Annotated in this window: 11 protein-coding genes and 6 pseudogenes; 12 read left to right on the top strand and 5 right to left on the bottom strand. The window is 44.5% G+C overall.

Going from position 1 to position 18591, the window contains the following annotated elements; genetic code table 11:
• Positions 1–89: 89 nt before the first annotated feature.
• The 4 genes and pseudogenes from dnaA to gnd all read right to left on the bottom strand — a co-directional run bounded on the left by dnaA (position 90) and on the right by gnd (position 5388).
• Positions 90–1434 (bottom strand): annotated as a pseudogene (gene dnaA, locus RE628_RS29930) (chromosomal replication initiator protein DnaA).
• Positions 1435–1955: 521 nt separating this feature from the next.
• Positions 1956–3505: pseudogene (gene gntK, locus RE628_RS28945) on the bottom strand (gluconokinase).
• A gap of 50 nt (positions 3506–3555) precedes the next feature.
• The gene (locus tag RE628_RS28940) at positions 3556–4230 is read right to left on the bottom strand and encodes a GntR family transcriptional regulator (protein WP_309156787.1); all 675 of its coding nucleotides are present in this window, start codon (positions 4228–4230) and stop codon (positions 3556–3558) included.
• 258 nt (positions 4231–4488) lie between these two features.
• Positions 4489–5388: a phosphogluconate dehydrogenase (NAD(+)-dependent, decarboxylating) gene (gnd, locus tag RE628_RS28935; protein ID WP_309156786.1), complete on the bottom strand. Its 900-nt coding sequence runs from the start codon at positions 5386–5388 to the stop codon at positions 4489–4491.
• A gap of 343 nt (positions 5389–5731) precedes the next feature.
• Here gnd and rpmH point away from each other — a divergent pair, with 343 nt between their 5' ends.
• The 12 genes and pseudogenes from rpmH to RE628_RS28875 all read left to right on the top strand — a co-directional run bounded on the left by rpmH (position 5732) and on the right by RE628_RS28875 (position 17751).
• Positions 5732–5866, top strand: coding sequence for a 50S ribosomal protein L34 (rpmH, locus tag RE628_RS28930; protein WP_309156785.1), 135 nt, complete (start codon positions 5732–5734; stop codon positions 5864–5866).
• A 207-nt stretch (positions 5867–6073) separates the two neighbouring features.
• On the top strand, positions 6074–6430 hold the full coding sequence (rnpA, locus tag RE628_RS28925; protein ID WP_309156784.1) for a ribonuclease P protein component: 357 nt from the start codon (positions 6074–6076) through the stop codon (positions 6428–6430).
• Positions 6431–6498: 68 nt separating this feature from the next.
• Positions 6499–7383 (top strand): YidC/Oxa1 family membrane protein insertase, encoded by an 885-nt coding sequence (locus RE628_RS28920; RefSeq protein WP_309156783.1) that lies wholly within the window; start codon positions 6499–6501, stop codon positions 7381–7383.
• Positions 7380–8091: pseudogene (gene jag / locus RE628_RS28915) on the top strand (RNA-binding cell elongation regulator Jag/EloR). Before RE628_RS28920 ends, jag begins: the two are co-directional and overlap by 4 nt.
• 649 nt (positions 8092–8740) lie before the next feature.
• Positions 8741–10120 carry a tRNA uridine-5-carboxymethylaminomethyl(34) synthesis GTPase MnmE gene (gene mnmE / locus RE628_RS28910; protein ID WP_309156782.1) on the top strand — a complete coding sequence of 460 codons (1380 nt, stop codon included), beginning with the start codon at positions 8741–8743 and terminating at the stop codon, positions 10118–10120.
• A 195-nt stretch (positions 10121–10315) separates the two neighbouring features.
• The gene (gene mnmG / locus RE628_RS28905) at positions 10316–12214 is read left to right on the top strand and encodes a tRNA uridine-5-carboxymethylaminomethyl(34) synthesis enzyme MnmG (RefSeq protein ID WP_309156781.1); all 1899 of its coding nucleotides are present in this window, start codon (positions 10316–10318) and stop codon (positions 12212–12214) included.
• Positions 12207–12926 (top strand): annotated as a pseudogene (gene rsmG / locus RE628_RS28900) (16S rRNA (guanine(527)-N(7))-methyltransferase RsmG). The gene mnmG and the pseudogene rsmG overlap by 8 nt, the downstream one beginning before the upstream one ends.
• A 402-nt stretch (positions 12927–13328) precedes the next feature.
• A complete protein-coding gene (noc, locus tag RE628_RS28895; protein ID WP_309156780.1) occupies positions 13329–14147 on the top strand; it encodes a nucleoid occlusion protein in 819 nt (272 codons plus the stop codon).
• 204 nt (positions 14148–14351) lie between these two features.
• Positions 14352–15113 carry a ParA family protein gene (locus tag RE628_RS28890; RefSeq protein WP_309156778.1) on the top strand — a complete coding sequence of 254 codons (762 nt, stop codon included), beginning with the start codon at positions 14352–14354 and terminating at the stop codon, positions 15111–15113.
• Positions 15106–15948, top strand: coding sequence for a ParB/RepB/Spo0J family partition protein (locus RE628_RS28885; RefSeq protein WP_309156777.1), 843 nt, complete (start codon positions 15106–15108; stop codon positions 15946–15948). The genes RE628_RS28890 and RE628_RS28885 overlap by 8 nt, the downstream gene beginning before the upstream one ends.
• 124 nt (positions 15949–16072) lie before the next feature.
• Positions 16073–17232 (top strand): annotated as a pseudogene (locus RE628_RS28880) (aminotransferase class V-fold PLP-dependent enzyme).
• Between the two features lie 18 nt (positions 17233–17250).
• Positions 17251–17751 (top strand): DUF4446 family protein, encoded by a 501-nt coding sequence (locus RE628_RS28875; RefSeq protein ID WP_309156776.1) that lies wholly within the window; start codon positions 17251–17253, stop codon positions 17749–17751.
• Here RE628_RS28875 and yyaC read toward each other — a convergent pair.
• Positions 17723–18330, bottom strand: a pseudogene (gene yyaC / locus RE628_RS28870) (spore protease YyaC). The gene RE628_RS28875 and the pseudogene yyaC sit on opposite strands and share 29 nt — an antisense overlap.
• Between the last annotated feature and the right edge of the window lie 261 nt (positions 18331–18591).

Below are 18591 nucleotides of genomic sequence, written 5' to 3'. Positions count from 1 at the left end.
GGGGCCCTGAATATGTGGATAACAAGCATAATCATATGAAATGAAGCCTATCCACATGTGAATATCTTGTGCATAGGCTTATAGCTTATTCAGGATGAATTTTTAATTTTCTCCGTGATGTTGTTGATAACTTTATTCAATTCCTGATCATTCTTGATCTGCTGCGAAATTTTCTCATGAGCATGAATTACCGTTGTATGATCGCGACCTCCGAAGGCATCTCCGATCTTCGGCAATGAGAAGTCGGTCAGTTCCCTGGATAGATACATCGCGATTTGACGAGGGAAGGCGATAGCTTTGGTCCGCTTACGCGCCTTGAAATCCTCCATCTTGAGATTGAAGTATTCTCCAACCCGCTGCTGAATATCCTGAATCGTGATCATCTTCGGACGGCTAGAAGGGATAATATCCTTCAAAGCTTCGGCAGCTAGATGAGTTGTAATGTCCTGATTAATCAAGGACGAGTACGCAACGACACGGATTAACGCTCCCTCAAGCTCCCGGATGTTCGTATCGATCTGGTTGGCAATATACATCATCGCTTCGTTCGGAATATCAAGATTCTCCGCCTTGGCCTTCTTGCGCAGAATGGCAATCCGGGTCTCCAGATCCGGGGCTGAATATCGGTGATTAATCCCCATTCAAACCTTGACCGAAGCCGTTCCTCTAAGGTTGGAATCTCCTTAGGCGGTCGGTCACTAGAGATAATAATCTGCTTGCGCTCCTCGTGCAGAGCATTGAAAGTATGGAAAAATTCCTCCTGCGTCGACTCTTTCCCGGCAATAAACTGAATATCGTCAATCAGCAAAATATCAATATTTCGATATTTGTTGCGGAAACTTTCCGCTCGGTTATCTCGGATCGCATTAATAAATTCATTCGTAAATTTCTCAGAGGAAATGTATACGACCTTGCTGCTGGGGCTGTGCTCCAGAATATAGTGGCCGATGGCATGCATAAGATGCGTCTTGCCAAGTCCTACTCCCCCATACAAAAATAACGGGTTGTAAGCTCTGGCCAGCGCTTCGGCAACAGCAAGAGAAGCCGCATGGGCAAGCTGGTTCCGGATCCAATAACGAATGTATCAAAGGTGTACTTGGGATTGAGCATGTGTGATATGCTCTCTTCGGTTTGAACGGGTGCCTGGGGCTCCTTATAGACTGGGGGTTGCTCGGGTGGGGCCGATTCTTCGATGACGAAGGATACGTCCACTTGTTTGCCGAGATATTCATAGACCGTGGTGGCCACCAATTTTGTATAACGGCTCTCTAGCCATTCCACTGCGAACGTGGTCGGAGCTGAGATGACGATGGAATGATCGTCGATGGATACAATTTTGGTAGCTTTGAACCAAGTATCAAAGCTTGGCTTGCTCAGCTTGGTATTAATGATGGATAAAATATTTTGCCATATTTCAGAGGTATGGCTATCCACAGACTGTCACTCCTTTTAAATCATCCAATTGTGGCATGAGCCATGCAGAAAAAGTCGAAAAAACATAAATAAAGGGGAGTTATATCCCCAGTACTCAGAAAAATGAAATCATTATAAAAGTGGATAACTTTGAATTGTTCACAATATTATCCACAGGCTGTTGATAATTTTAAACTGTCAATTAGATATTCACAGTGAAAGCAATATAATCATAGCAAAAGAAGCCTTATATTTCAATGGAATGCGTGGATTTATCCACAAATTCAATAACTTGTGTATAAATTCCGTCAACAACACTATATATTGTTTATAATCTGTTTAAAAATCGACAGGAACTGTGAATTACCGAAAAATAATGTGCACAGGTTATTCCGAGTAGGTCGAAATTTGTTCATAAATCGATTGTGCATAACTTTATCGGTTGTTACAGCGAGGATCGTTGGTAGGATAGAAGAGGTGTTTTTTTAAAAAAAATTTTCCAAAAAAAAAGGACCTGACAACGTCAGGTCCTGTCTCTATAATCAGAATGTATCATTTGTTTGATGCTTACGTTGAAAATCGGCAATAGCTTGATAATCCTCCTCTAATTTCCGCGAAATGCGGATATAAATGGGGAGGAGTTCTTTATAAATAGCTGAATTATTACGGTTTGGTGCATGTTCATAGGTTTCTCCAATCATGGTAGAGACATGGCTGAAGGATTCGATTCTACCTAACGCATATAAGCCAAGCACGACTGCTCCCAGACAAGAGCTCTCATAGCTCTCTGGAATCACGACGGTCTGGTCGAAAATATCGGCCATCATTTGCCGCCATAGCGGGAGCGGGCGAATCCTCCAGTGGCTTGAATTTTGCGTGGCTCTCCAATCTGTTCCTCCATGGCAAGCAGTACTGTATACAGATTGTAGATTACGCCTTCCAAAACAGCACGAATCATATGCTCTTTCTGATGATGAAGGGTTAAGCCGAAGAAAGAGCCGCGTGCATTCGGATCCCATAGCGGAGCCCGCTCTCCCGATAGATAAGGATGGAAGAGGAGGCCATCAGAGCCAGGGGCAACCCGTTCGGCAATCTTCGTCAGTACATCATAGGAACTGATCCCCAATCGTTTGGCAGTCTCAACCTCGGATGCAGCGATCTCATCGCGCACCCAGCGAAAGATACCACCGCCATTATTGACCGCTCCGCCGATTACCCAATGCTTCTCGGTTAGAGCGTAGCAGAAGATCCGCCCCTTCGGATCCGTTCTAGGCTCATCCACAACAGTTCGAATCGCGCCACTCGTGCCGATGGTCACAGCAACGACTCCGGGATCGATAGCACCCACGCCTAGATTGGAGAGGACGCCATCGCTTGCACCGATCACAAATGAGGTAGAGGGGAGAAGCCCCATTCTGCTGGCATATTCAGGAGCAAGCCCGTTCACAATATGTGTCGTTGACACGAGAGAAGATAGGTACTCCGGTGTAATGCCAGCTATTTGCAGGGCTTCCGCATCCCAGTCCAGACGTTGTAAGTTCATGAGCCCGGTCGCTGATGCTATGGAATAATCGACGATATATTTTCCGAACAGCTTGAAGAATATATATTCTTTAATAGAAATGAATTTATAAGTATTGTTGAAGATATCCGGTTGTTCATGGCGTAGCCATAATATTTTCGTGAGCGGAGACATTGGATGAATCGGTGTTCCGGTACGAAGATAAATTTCGTGTCCGCCCAGCTCGTTCTTCAGTTTATCGGCCCATTTCACACTACGATTATCGGCCCAGGTCAGACAACGCATTAATGGAGCTCCGGCTCCATCCACTGGGATTAGACTATGCATGGCTGTACTGAAGGAGACGAACAGGATATGGTTCGGATCCGCCTTACTCTGATGGATTACTTGCTGGACTGCCTGCAGAACAGTAGCAAAAATTTCTTCCGGATCCTGCTCCGCGATATCTGCAGAAGGAGTATATAATGGGTATCCTATATTTGCATTGGCTACGACAGTGCCATTTTCTTCGTAAAGAACGGCTTTTGTACTTGTCGTTCCGATATCAACACCGATCATGTATGATGTCATAGCGCACCTTCTTCCTATATAAGTGAATGTTAATGAAGTAATAATATTTGTTATTCAGGTATACTTGTATGCAACGTTTTGACAGAGTCTTCAAAGTATTCCTCGACATTTTGAACAATGATGTTCGGATCTTTGGATTCCAGGCCTGCTAATAGCTTGCGGTGCTTATTAATGACATAATTGATTTTATCGTCATCCTGCGACAGGACTTGCTTGGTTGTAATGAGCATAACGGTCATTACAATCTGCCGGATACTCAGCCATAGATGCCAGATTCGTGTATGATCCGCCGCCGTAATAATCGTCTCATGAAAGGCAAGGTCCTGATAGGCAAAATCCACAACATCACGGTGTCTACCGGCTAATTCCATTTTGTCGATAACCTGACGCAATTGAACAATTAATTCTGATGAATCGCTATCGGCCAGTCGTTTCCAGGCAAAGCTCTCAATTAAGTATCTAACATCGTAAAGTTCTTCAAGGTCATGTACAAGAAGACCATTTACCACGGCGCCCATTCTTTTTAAGGTGATTAACCCTTCGTTAGACAGCGTTTTCAAAGCTTCGCGCACCGGCGAGCGACTGGCGCCAAAATCAGAAGCGATTCCATTCTCTGATAGTACGGTACCCGGTTTTATGGCTCCGCTAATAATTTGAAGACGCAGCTCACTGGCGATAGATTCGCCAAGTGAACTGCCCTTTAACCAACTTGAGGGAAACTTCATGGTTCTATGCTCCTATCACTAATAAAGGTTGTTTAAAAAGTCCCCCTTTGATCACGAAGCAATACTGGTAGCTTAATCGGCATCGAATCTTGAATTCAGCCGGGCCTTCCGGTGCTCACGTACCCAAAACGTACGCTCCACTCCTCAGCCCCTAGCTTCATCCAACCTTCTCGGTGCTGAAAGTCTGACTTTTAAACATGCATTAATAAATCAATGCATTTATAAGATCATAGCATGAAAAATTAGGGATACCTATATTTATTTGCTTGCTTCAACCGCGTGGCCGCCGAATTCATTGCGTAGGGCAGCAACGACTTTGCCGTGGAAGGTGTCGTCCTCCAGTGAACGATAACGCATGAATAGGGACATTGCAATAACTGGGGCGCTTGCCTGCAGTTCCAATGCAGTCTCAACCGTCCATTTACCTTCACCAGAAGATTGCATAACTCCGCGGATGCTCTCTAGCTTCGGATCCTTGGAGAAGGCATCTTGCATCAAATCCATCAGCCAGCAGCGGATGACGGATCCGTTCGACCATACCTTGGCGACATCCTCGTAGTTATATTCATATTGACTCTTGTCTAGAACTTCAAAACCTTCAGCAATCGCTTGCATCATACCGTATTCAATTCCATTGTGGACCATCTTTAGAAAATGTCCGCTTCCGGCTTTGCCGGTGAACATGTAACCGTTCTTAACAGCGATATCATGGAAAATCGGTTCGATGCTACGGAATACAGCCTCATCGCCGCCGATCATGAAGCATCCGCCTTGTTCGGCACCTTCGATGCCTCCTGAAGTTCCAACATCGAAGAAGTGGATACCGGATTTGGCCAGTTCGCCAGCTAGTTCTACTGAATTTTTGTAATGGGAGTTGCCTCCATCAATGACGATATCATTTGCATCCAAAAGTGGGGTCAGGGTGGAAATAACGGACTGAAGAGCAGCTCCGGCCGGTACCATAATCCAGATAATCCGTGGAGGTTCGAGTGCTGCGATAAGCTGTTCCAGACTTGATGCCGGAATAGCTCCTTGTTCAGCAACACGGTTCACTGCCTCCGGATTCATATCATAGGCTGCAACCTCGTGGTTATGGCGAAGCAAATTTGCGACCAGATTATGGCCCATTTTTCCGAGTCCTACCATGCCTAATTTCATAAACTACACCCTCTCAGTATACTTGTATACAATTGTACAATACAGATCATACCCCGATTCATAAATGCTGTAAATATAGAGAAATTTAAACCACTAAAATTACTTTTCCACATGTGTATAACCTTTATTCTGGGGAGAAATAGTAAATTAGCTTGTGGAAAACTTAAATAAATCATTTTATTGCTCATATTTTTGGGCTGTGTATAAATTTGGTTTGATAAAGATATGCCAGGCTCGGTTGACTTTTCATAATGGTTATGATTAAATGTAAAAAGGCATTTTCTGTGGATTATGAAAATGGTGAATTTGACAGTGACGGATTCCTGTAGAGGGGGTGCAATAGATGAGACCGACTTTCAAACCGAATGTGAGCAAACGTAGTAAGGTTCACGGTTTCCGTAAAAGAATGAGCACGAAGAATGGCCGTAAGGTTCTTGCTGCTCGTCGCCTAAAAGGAAGAAAAGTATTGAGTGCGTAATGCGTGCGTGAAGACCACTGCGGTGGTCTTTTTTTGTACGCCGAATGATATAGCAATTGAGCCTTTCGTTTATGTGTCAAATTTGTAGAATATTTGTTGACTATAATATGAAGGAACTCGATTTTGCGAAAAATCAGGTTTACTGCATAATTGGATGGTTTATAATTACAATAGCAGTTAGCAGGTCTAGAGTTGAGGAGATTGCTCGTGCATAAAAAGTTAAGGTTAAGAAATCGGGCGGATTTTGGCCGGGTGTACCGGCATGGAAAGTCTTTTGCTAACCGTCAACTCGTTGTTTATTGGTCGAGAAAACCGGATATTGAGCGTTTCAGGCTAGGTATATCAGCAAGTAAGAAGATAGGTAATGCTGTGGTTCGAAACCGTATGCGCAGAATGCTGAAGGAGATCGTTCGTTTACATGAGAGCGAGATTCAGGATCATGTCGATATCATCCTCATTGTGCGCAATGGTGCTGTCGGAATGGAATATAAGGAACTGGAGAAAAGCGTACTTCACGTCCTTCGTAAAGCCTCGCTACTCAAGCCTTCCGGACGCCAAGCATGATTGTTTCTTTGTCCCTATAAATATGTTATGATTTACGATGACGGATAGGTTAAGAGAGGGGTTTTGAAGTGTCGCGAATTGCCAATAACAAGAGGAGATTAGTCCTCCTTATTCTTGCAATCGGGCTCGTCGTATTGTTCGCCGGTTGCGGAACGCAAAATGCTCATTTGGCTACTACTACCGAAGATATGAAAAATAGTGGTTCTTTCTGGACTGCGAATGTCGTCTATTATTTTTCATTAGCTTTGGATACGTTTGCGAAGTGGTTCAATGGGGCATACGGAATCGCCGTATTAATTATGGTGATCATTGTTCGTACGTTAATTCTTCCACTTACACTGAAGCAAGTAAAGAGTTCAAAAGCGATGCAGGCTATCCAGCCTCAGCTGGCGAAGATCAAAGAAGATTACAAAGATAATCCTGAGAAGCAGCAACAGGAGACGATGAAGCTGTTCCAGGAGAATAAGGTTAATCCGATGGCGGGGTGTTTCCCACTTCTGATTCAGATGCCAGTATTTATCGCTCTATATAACTCGATTTATTATAACTCGGCGATCCGTGACCACGGATTCTTGTGGTTACAGCTTGGAGAGCCGGACAAGACGTATATTTTACCAGCTGTTGCTGCACTAACGACATTTATTCAGACAAGAATGATGTCGAATATGAACACGATGAATACATCCGGTCCGAACCCGATGAAATTTATGATGTGGGTATATCCGGTGCTCATCTTTATTATGGCTTTCAACTTCCCGGCAGCATTGCCGTTGTACTGGATATTCTCTAACTTGTATACGATAGGACAAAATTATTTCATTTATAGAAAGAAAGAACCTGTACCTGCTGTAGCAACTAGTAGCGACACGTCATCCAGTAAGAAACGGGGCGGTTCGAATCTCAAAGCCGGTCATCCCGGCAGAGGTGCCAAGGAGGCCAAAAAGTCGAAATGAATAAAATTGTGACGTCAGGGAAAACCGTTGAAGAAGCTGTAAGACAAGGATTGGCTAAGCTCGGCACCACCGAGGATCAAGTCGCCGTTAATGTGTTAGAGCAGCCATCAAAAGGATTCCTGGGACTGATTGGGGTGAAGGAGGCTAAGGTAGAGCTTACTCTCCTGTCCAAGACCCGGCAGTTCCGCCAAAGGGAGATCATTCGGAGGATCGCAGTCTGGAATCTCAGAAGGATCTCAGCTCTTATACCGATCATGATCCTTATCAAGAGGCGGCGTCATTTATTAAAGACGTTGGCGAGAATATGGGACTTCAAGTTGATGTAGAGATCGCCCAGAAGAAGGATGCCACTGTGCTGAATATCTCGGGCAGCGATCTCGGCATGATCATCGGGCGCCGCGGGCAGACGCTTGACGCGCTTCAATATTTGGCAAACATTATTGCCAACCGCTATTCTGATAGTTATATTCGTATTATTCTTGATGCGGAGAATTTCCGCGAGAGACGTAAGAAGACGCTGGAGGATCTGGCTGTCAGATTGGCGGGTCGGGTCGTTCGCACCCGTAAGGAAGTAGCTCTTGAACCAATGCCGCCGCAGGAGCGTAAAGTGATTCATTCCAAACTTCAGGATCATCCGGAGGTTAAGACGTTCAGCAAAGGCGAAGAGCCGACCGGCGGGTTGTTATAACACTGAAGCAAAGCAAATGATGAATGAGACGCAAGCGACTTTTCCTTAGGGGGATGTTGTGTTGCGTCTTATTTTTTGAACCCACTCAAACCCTCCCTACAAGGGAGGGCCCAAGGGCTGCGCCCTCTGGACACCCGCAACTGGACTAACGTGGTAGAGCGAGAGGCGCACCTACAAGAACTATGGCTCGTGGAACGCTTTTCCCCTTCGGGTACGTCTTACTGTTGGAGCACCCGGGTTACCTGGAATACATGCTGGAGGTACTACTTCTGTAGATGCGCTCGGGCGGGAGCTGGTGTAAAAGCCGCTTTTCTCCCCTACGGGGCACGCTATACTTATGGCGGTTGTGAGGTGAGCGTAGAGAGTGGAATATGTGCTTTCTAACTGCTACTTGAGATGAAGGAGTCGCTGTTCCTTCGGAATGCGCTTAGGTTTGGGTGAAGATTAGCTAGTTAAGGGACGAGAGAATGTAGGGCGAGGGATTAGAGTGTATGTTGGGATAGGAGTCGCAGTCCCTATGGGAATCGCTTGAGTTGGATCAAAGATTAGTTAGTGCTAGTAAGGTGGAGCAAGTAAGATATTGACGAATGTGGTACATTTAATAATTGAAGATAACAGTGATTTGGCTGTTTAGAATAGATATTTGATGAAGCAGGGGTGAGAGAATAAATGCTTAGTGATACGATTGCAGCGATCTCTACAGCGGTAGGAGAGAGTGGGATTGCGGTGATCCGGGTGAATGGGCCGGAAGCGATCGCAAGTGTAGAGAAGGTATTTCGCTCGAAGACGAAGTTAACGGATGCGGATAGTCATACAGTCCATTATGGATTTATTATAGATCCGAAGACGGATGAGAAGTTGGAAGAGGTGCTGGTGTCGCTGTTCAGAGCGCCACGCTCTTTTACAACGGAAGATGTAGTGGAGATCAGCACGCACGGGGGGATTATCTCCGTGAAGCGGGTTATGGATCTGTTGCTGGAACAGCGTGATATTCGCCTGGCGGAGCCAGGGGAGTTCACGAAGCGGGCGTTCTTGAACGGGCGGATTGATTTATCACAGGCAGAAGCGGTGATTGATTTGATCCGCTCGAAGTCGGATCGGGCTTTCTCGGTAGCCTTGAAGCAGGTTGAAGGGGCTTTGTCGCGTAAGATCGAGGAGCTCAGGTATACGCTGGTGGAGACGCTGGCGCATATTGAGGTCAATATCGATTATCCGGAGCATGATGTGGAGTCGATGACGACAGAGTTCATTAAGCAGAAATGTACGCTGACGATGCAGGGGATTGATGATCTGCTGAGGACGGCTAGTCAGGGTAAGATTTTGCGGGAAGGGATCACAACGGCGATTGTTGGTAGACCCAATGTTGGGAAGTCTTCTCTGCTTAATGCTTTAGCCCGGGAAAATAAGGCGATTGTTACGGATATACCGGGTACGACGCGGGATGTGATCGAGGAGTTTGTGACGATTAACAATATTCCTCTAAAACTACTCGATACGGCGGGGATTCGTGAGACGATCGATATCGTAGAGAAGATTGGTGTGGAGCGCTCAAAGGCAGCGGTTAATGAGGCGGACCTGATTCTGCTTGTCTTGAATCATGCTGAGGAGCTGCATGAGGATGAGATCACTCTAATGAAGCAGCTATCTGGCCGGCCAGTGATCGTCATTTTGAATAAGATCGACTTACCACAGCAGTTGAACAGTTGTGAAGTAAGCCGATATTTCTCAGATGATGTGGTTGTAGAATTGTCCGCGAAGACGGAAGAAGGGCTGGATCATTTGGAGGATGCGATCTCGAAGCTGTTCTTCGGTGGTGAGCTGGAATCCGGTGACTTGACCTATGTTAGTAATGTTCGGCATATTGCGCTGTTGAAGCGGGCGAAGCAGTCACTAGAAGATGCTTATGAGGCTGCAGATGCTGGTATTCCGATCGACATTATGCAGATTGACGTACGACTGGCTTGGGAACAGTTAGGTGAAGTGGTCGGTGATTCGGCGCCAGACGCACTGATCGATCAGATCTTCTCGCAGTTTTGTCTTGGAAAATAATGATGTTCGTGTATTATACACGATCGTTCATGGTATGATGAAAAGTATGAATAAACGTTTCAAATTTGAACGAATGGAGAGCCATGTCTCTTCATTCGATTTCCTTATAGTGTGTGTTCAAAATGGTCGGTAAAGCGGACCTTTGAACAACCTCTTATATATTATTTTATTGATACGATGCAAGGGGGTTGTGATATGAGTTATAGTGGCGGCGAATTTGATGTTATTGTCGTCGGTGCAGGACATGCCGGTTGTGAGTCTGCATTGGCGGCTGCCCGAATGGGAAGTAAGACTTTAATGATTACAATTAATCTGGATATGGTGGCATTTATGCCGTGTAATCCTTCGATTGGCGGTCCGGCCAAAGGCCATGTTGTTCGTGAGATTGATGCGCTTGGTGGAGAGATGGGTCGCAATATCGATAAAACATTCATCCAAATGCGAATGTTGAATACAGGTAAAGGGCCTGCTGTACATGCACTTCGTGCTCAAGCGGATAAATTCTCGTACCAACATACGATGAAGGAAACGATGGAGAAGGAGAAGAATCTGACACTTCGTCAGGGTATGGTCGAGGAACTGATCGTTGAGGACGATAAATGTGTTGGTGTTATTACGAAAACCGGCACGGAGTATCGTGCTAAAGCTGTTGTACTTACGACAGGCACTTATTTGCGTGGCAAAATTATTATGGGTGAGTTGATGTATGAGAGCGGCCCGAATAATCAACAGCCTTCGGTGCAGCTATCCCATAATTTGAAGGAACTTGGATTTGAATTAGCTCGCTTCAAGACAGGGACACCACCGCGGGTCCACAAAGATACGATTGATTTTTCACAAATGGAAATACAGCCAGGGGACGACAATCCAAAGTTTTTCTCTTACGAGACGAAGGGCTCGGACAATGAACAGCTTCCATGCTGGTTAACTTATACGTCGATTGAAACCCATGATATCATCAATGCCAATCTTCATCGCGCACCCATGTTCTCTGGGGTCATCGAAGGGACGGGGCCGCGTTATTGTCCGTCGATTGAGGATAAGATCGTTCGTTTCAGTGATAAGCCGAAGCATCAGATCTTCCTGGAACCGGAGGGCAAAAATACGTCGGAGTATTATGTACAAGGCTTCTCAACGAGTATGCCAGAGGATGTTCAAGTACAGATGCTTCGTTCTGTTCCAGGGCTGCAAAATGCTGAGATGATGCGTAACGGGTATGCGATCGAGTATGATGCGGTTGTACCGACTCAGCTCTGGCCATCTTTGGAGACTAAGCGTATCTCCGGCTTGTTTACGGCGGGACAAATCAATGGTACTTCTGGTTATGAAGAAGCAGCTGGGCAAGGGATTATGGCGGGGATTAATGCGGCTCGCAAGGTTCAAGGTAAGGAGCCGGTTATTCTCGACCGTTCCCAGGGGTATATCGGTGTATTGATTGATGATCTGGTTACTAAGGGGACGAATGAGCCTTATCGTCTACTTACTTCCCGTGCTGAATATCGACTTTTGCTTCGTCATGATAATGCGGATCTTCGCCTTACACCACTTGGTCATGAGATCGGTCTTATTAGTGAAGAGCGTTATGAACAATTCCTCGATAAGAAGCAGAAGGTAGAGGATGAGATCGTGAGACTTAAGGAGACGAAGGTTAAGCCTTCGGAAATTAATGAGTTGCTTACATCCATCGGATCAGCTCCAATTCAGGACGGAAGTAATTTGTTAACGATTTTGCGTCGTCCAGAGGTTACTTATGCTAATATCGATTTTTTCTCTCCATCTGAGGTAGGGCTGGATGATGAGATGAAAGAACAGGTAGAGATTCAAATTAAATATGCCGGTTATATTGAGAAGCAATTGCTTCATGTGGAGCGTCTGCAGAAGATGGAGCGGAAGAAACTCCCTGAGAATATCAACTATGAAAATATCCAGGGATTGGCTATTGAGGCACGCCAGAAGCTTGCTAAGATCCGCCCGATCTCAATCGGCCAGGCATCAAGAATTTCGGGTGTCACCCCGGCGGATATTTCCATTTTATTGGTATATTTGGAGCACTATAATCGCGTGACTGCTGCAGGAGGACATTCGATTGGATAAGGTACAGGACAAATTTCTAAGTTTATTAAATGAACATCAGCTTGAGTTGTCTGCGGAGCAATTGCAGCAATTTGAGATATATTATCAAGAATTAGTAGCATGGAATGAGAAAATGAATTTAACCGGGATTACTGAACGGGAACAAGTCTATGTGAAGCATTTCTATGATTCAATCACTTTGTCGTTCTATATAGATATGAACCAGATATCGTCGATGGCAGATATTGGATCTGGGCAGGTTTCCCGGGAATACCACTTAAAATTTGTTATCCTCATCTGAAGCTTACAATTATTGATTCATTAAATAAGCGGATCCAATTTTTGCAGAATGTTGTAGATCAGCTGGGTCTTCAGAATGTACAGCTGATACATGGACGGGCTGAAGATATTGCTCGGAAGGAACAATATAGAGACTCTTTCGATCTGGTATCGGCAAGAGCTGTCGCACGTATGGCGGTCCTGAATGAGTTCTGTCTTCCTTTCGTCAAAACGGGGGGGTCTTCGCGGCGATGAAAGGTTTGGACCCCCAAGAAGAGGTGAAGGAGTCAGCCCGCAGTTTGACAGAGTTAAAAGGTAAACTCTCGGGAACTCACCATTTCGAACTTCCAATGGAGAACTCGGAGCGCCACATTATTCTCATCAAAAAGACGGCTTCGACACCAAAGAAGTATCCACGTAAAGCGGGTACGCCCTAAAATCTCCAATTATTTAGAAATATTTGTATCTCTCTTAACAAAATGTTCCACGTGAAACATATGTTAAGAGGGATATTTTTATTTTGTGTTCGATAGTCTGCTAGTATATTTAAAAATACATGAAATAAGAGAATAGGATTATAGAGAAAAAAGTGGTAGAATAGATATAACGTTACAAGTTAAGTTTTTACATAGGGGTCAGCATAATTTTTTGGTTATGTTTGGGATATACCCTTAAACTTCATCGTGTTTAATAATGAACTTTTGTAGTCTCTATTAGTGTATGTTCAAGAGATTATCCTACTCGATGTTATTTTTCGTGATCTGATCAATTCATCGATTTAAGGAAATTTTTTGAACAACCTCTATTAGTAAGGTTTGACCTTATGTCACTATGAAATTAGGTGGTAATCTACAGAATGAAAGAACAATTTTCCAAACTGTTTGGTTTATCCGAACGAAGCAACAGTGATGAAGTGAAGCAAATTCCAGTAGGGGATATCGTTGGAAGTCCTTATCAACCTCGGACAATATTTGATGACGAGAAGATTGATGAGTTATGTCAGACGATTAAGACGCATGGTGTTATACAACCTATTGTCGTTCGCTATCGTAATGATAGGTATGAGATTATAGCTGGTGAGCGACGTTGGCGGGCTGTGAAGAAGCTGGGAATGGAGAGCATTCCTGCTATTTTACGGGATTTTAACGATTCTCAAGCGGCATCGATTGCCTTGATTGAGAATCTTCAGCGTGAAGGACTGACGGCCATTGAAGAAGCGTTAGCCTATCAGAATTTAATTGACTTACATCATTTGACACAAGAGAGTCTCGCTCAGCGATTAGGTAAAAGTCAATCCACAATTGCTAACAAGATCAGACTTCTTAATCTTCCTGAAGACGCAAAGAATGCCTTGATGGAGCGTAAGATTACAGAACGCCATGCTAGGGCTCTGTTATCACTTGATACCGAGGAACTTCAGATTAAGGTGTTAAAGGAAATTATTGAGAAGGAATTGAACGTCAAGCAGACGGAAGCAAGGATTGCTTTCTACAAAGAAGTGAATAAGAACAAGAAGAAATCCAAGAGGATCTCTTTTACCAAGGATGTCAGATTGGCTTTAAATACGATACGACAATCGATTGACATGGTATCGGGTTCAGGATTGTCGATCAAGACGGAAGAGAAGGATCATGACGATCATTATGAAATAGTGATTCAGATCCCTAAAAGATAAGTTCTTATGTTCGCTGACCTTAACCGGACAGGGTTGAGGGTCAGCTTCTTTTCGATCATTTTGTGTATATCATGGTATGATTCATTAAAGTTTGTAGCTTAGCAGAACTACCAATGTTCTTGGTCTTTTTGTAGCTGCAGCTTAGTAATTACAATCATAGAAAATCTACAAGAAGATTCTTCTTATATATTGAGGTGAAACGGATTGTCTAAAATCATAGCCATAGCCAATCAAAAAGGTGGCGTCGGAAAAACGACGACCTCCGTAAATCTGGGGGCGGGTCTTGCTACGATCGGTAAGAAGGTACTGCTCATTGATATCGATCCTCAAGGAAATACAACTAGCGGTGTTGGCATTAATAAGGCCGATGTAGCTAATTGTATTTATGACGTGCTTATTAATGATGTTGACCCTAAGGATGCGATTACGAAAACTGAAGTGGATGGATTGGATATTATCCCGGCCACGATCCAGTTAGCAGGCGCAGAGATCGAGCTTGTATCTACAGTATCCCGTGAGGTTCGTCTTAAGAAGTCATTGGAGCAAGTGAAGCGTTCCTATGATTATATTCTGATCGATTGCCCACCATCGCTTGGTATTTTGACTTTGAACTCTTTAACCGCTGCAGATTCTGTCTTGATTCCGATTCAGTGTGAATACTATGCGCTTGAAGGTCTGAGTCAATTGTTAAATACGGTACGTCTTGTTCAGAAGCATTTAAATACTTCGTTGCAAATTGAAGGTGTGTTGCTGACGATGTTTGATGCGCGCACAAATCTGGGAATTCAAGTCATTGAAGAAGTTAAAAAGTACTTCCAGCAAAAAGTGTACAAGACAGTCATTCCTCGTAATGTACGTTTAAGTGAGGCACCTTCACATGGACAGTCGATAATCACGTATGATCCGAGGTCCAAAGGGGCGGAAGTATACTTAGAGTTGGCAAAGGAAGTGGTTTCTAATGAGTAAGCGTTTGGGTAAAGGACTGGATGCTTTGATTCCGTCGCTTTCTATAGATGAAGATGAGAAAGTGATTGAGATTCCTTTGAATCAGCTTCGTGCTAATCCTTATCAGCCTCGGAAGACTTTTGATGAGGAATCGATCAAGGAATTGGCCGAATCCATTCGTCAACATGGTGTTATTCAACCGATTATTGTTCGTAGTGTACTGAAGGGCTATGAGATCATTGCCGGAGAACGGCGTTTCCGGGCATCTCAATTTTGTGGTAACAATACGATCCCAGCTGTCGTTAAATCTTTTTCTGATCAGCAAGTCATGGAGATTGCTCTGATTGAGAACCTACAACGTGAGAATTTGAATGCGATGGAGGTTGCGGTTGCTTATCAAGGCTTGATGGATCAATTTCAACTAACACAAGAGGAATTATCTCTCAAGGTTGGAAAATCCCGGTCCCATATCGCTAATTTCCTGAGATTGCTATCTCTTCCTGATGAAGTCAAGGAATATGTTTCACGTGGAACATTATCAATGGGCCATGCAAGAGCCTTGGTTGGATTGAAAGACTCCACTGTGATTATGCAATTGGCGAAGCAATGTATTGATCATGAATGGAGTGTTCGTGATCTGGAAAATGCTGTGCAGCAATTAGACAAGAAAAAGCTGGAAAGCAAAAAGATTGCAGTTAAAAAACGCGATCCTTATATTGAAGAGGTAGAAGTGGGGCTGCGCGAGAGGTATAAAACGACAGTCAAAATTAAAGAAAGCAAGGATAAAGGGAAAATAGAAATTAATTATTACAGCAAACAAGATTTACAAAGATTGCTAGATCTATTGGGTCAATAAAAAGATGTGGAATATTTACCCTCTGTATCCATGGAATAATTTTCTTCGGATTAGAGGATGGATATTTCACTTGCTTCTAATAAGGACTATTTCCTTTTTTATATGAAAGTAGAGGGAAGAACTAATGGTCAATCGGCAGGCTATTTACTTGGACCACGCTGCCACATCTTGGCCCAAAGCTCCGGGTGTAGGTAGGGTAATGCAGGAGATGATAGAGGGGCAGGTTGGGAATTCGGGCGCGGTAATCATGGTATGGCATTAGTAGCTGCCAGAAAATTGTTTAACACCCGATCGTTGCTGGCAAAATTGTTTCATATTTCCAATCCAAATGATATTGCCTTTACGTCAAATACAACAGAAGCATTGAATTTGGCAATCAAGGGATGGTTGAAGCCGGGAGATCATGTTATTGCTACGATGGTGGAGCATAACTCCGTCAGAAGGCCGCTAGAGTTCCTGCACAGAACAATTGGGGTCGAAGTGGATTATGTTCCGGTCAGCCCACAGGGTGAAATGGAAATAGAGGTTGTGCGTAGTACTTTCCGTTCTAATACGACTCTGCTGGTCTGCTCCCATAGCTCGAATCTGCTTGGAAGTATTTCACCTGTGCGCGAGCTGAGTCAGCTTGCACACGAGTATGGGGCGATTATGCTACTCGATGCAGCTCAGACAGCTGGAAATTATCCAATAGATGTCGAGGAATTGGGTGTGGATCTGCTTGCTTTCCCTGGACATAAAGGACTGCTTGGTCCACAGGGGACAGGTGGGTTGTATATAAGCCCTGAGCTTGATTTAGTGCCTCTACTTCATGGAGGTACAGGCAGCCAATCTGAGGAGCTTGAGCAGCCTGCTGTGCGGCCAGATCGTTATGAGGCAGGAACGGCCAATACGGTAGGTATCGCTGGATTGGGAGAGGGAGTTAAGTACGTTATTGAACAAGGCCCTGAGAACATATATCGGCATGAGTGGGAAATGACTCAGCGGTTAATGATGGGATTATCGGAAATCCCTGGATTAACGATGCTTGGCCCTAAGATTGGAAAAGACCGGACAGGGATTGTCTCTTTTATTTTGGCAGATAGGGATGCTTCAGAGGTCGCTTTTCTACTCGATAGGAATTACGGAATTGCTGTAAGGGCAGGCTATCATTGTACTCCATTAGGGCATATGACAGCAGGTACAATGGAGGGCGGCGCAGTTCGCGCTAGCATTGGTTACAATACTGTGGTTGATGATGTCGACGCTTTAGTGTTAGCTATAAAGGGATTACAGAGTGATATTTAGGCATAGAGGGGAAAAAGCATGCGGGAATGGAATGAGATCTTCTTAGATCAGATGGTATGGATTGTAGTTGGTTTGGTGGTAGTGTTCTTATGGTTATTGATATGGAACTTCATCCAAGGCAGTAAACTTAGAAAAATGCGCAAAAAGTATGACTTGATGATGGGTGGTACAGGAGTAGAAGATTTGGAGAGCCTGCTCATCGATCTGAAGCTAGGTCAGGATAAAATCGAAGAGCTTCAGACAAGGCATAGTGCGGAAATATCGGCGATCAGCAAATTTCTTCCTAAGCAAAAGTCGAAGATTGGCATTAAGCGTTACAATGCATTTGGCGAGCGGGGAAATGATCTTAGCTTCTCTATTGCAATCGTTAATGAAGATAAAGATGGTGTGGTACTTACCGGACTCTACAATCGCGATGGGTCTTATGTGTATGCCAAGCCCCTGACAAAGGGAGAGTCGCCGCATGCGCTCTCCCCGGAGGAATTGGAAGCTATTGCTCACGCTGGATCAGAGGAATGAACGAGCGATTCCATTCTTTAATAGCAGCATAGACGCTGCTAGCGATAATTTCAGATAAACGCATAACAAGGCTAAGCCTTGTGTTCTGCAATACGAAATACTCCATAAAACCGCCGACGTTGACGATCCCTGTAACATGGATATCACCGACCGGCGGTAATTCTTTATTTACCCCTGCTCCAGGACGCAACGGCCCCTGCACGACTTGAATGGAGCCGACACTGGAAGTTTGCCGAGGCAAGCATCGATCCCAATGATAAAGGGATGGTTGAATTTTTCGTTAATTTGCTGTAGGGTATCTTTTAAATTCATGGCATGCACAGGCTCCTCCAGGGTGCCATAGATGTGAAAGTGTCTGCTATTCCACTTAGACAATGAAGTACCGACCAGAGGTCCAAGGCAGTCTCCAGTAGAACGATCTGTACCGATGCATACAATGACAATATCCTGGCCCGGATACACTTTAGCGAAGTGCAGCAAGAGGCGGTGAGTGATGACGGATTTAATACCAGGCTCGGTATGGGCGATCTTCAAGTAAGGAATGTCCTGGCTTGGCAGCGGCGGTTGAATCTGAGACATGGAATCTTCCTTTCACGCGTATTAAAATAGGTTACATAGACATGAATCTATATCTGTGTCACTCTTGTAACGGTAGTAGATAGTATATGGAAATCGAGGGATTTATATACTCGTACTTAAGTCATAGATCATAAAGTGTGCGTTCAAAAATGGTTTTCAGCACCGAGAAGGTTGGATGAAGCTAGAGTCTGAGGAGCGGAGCGTACGTAGTTGGTACGTGAGCACCGGAGGACCCGGATGAATTCAAGATTCGATGCCGAG

Origin of the sequence: Paenibacillus sp. D2_2, from assembly GCF_031199965.1 — a bacterium.
Classification (GTDB): domain Bacteria; phylum Bacillota; class Bacilli; order Paenibacillales; family Paenibacillaceae; genus Fontibacillus.
Note: the sequence above shows the minus strand (reverse complement) of the source record. Positions and strands in the feature narration are given on the sequence as shown.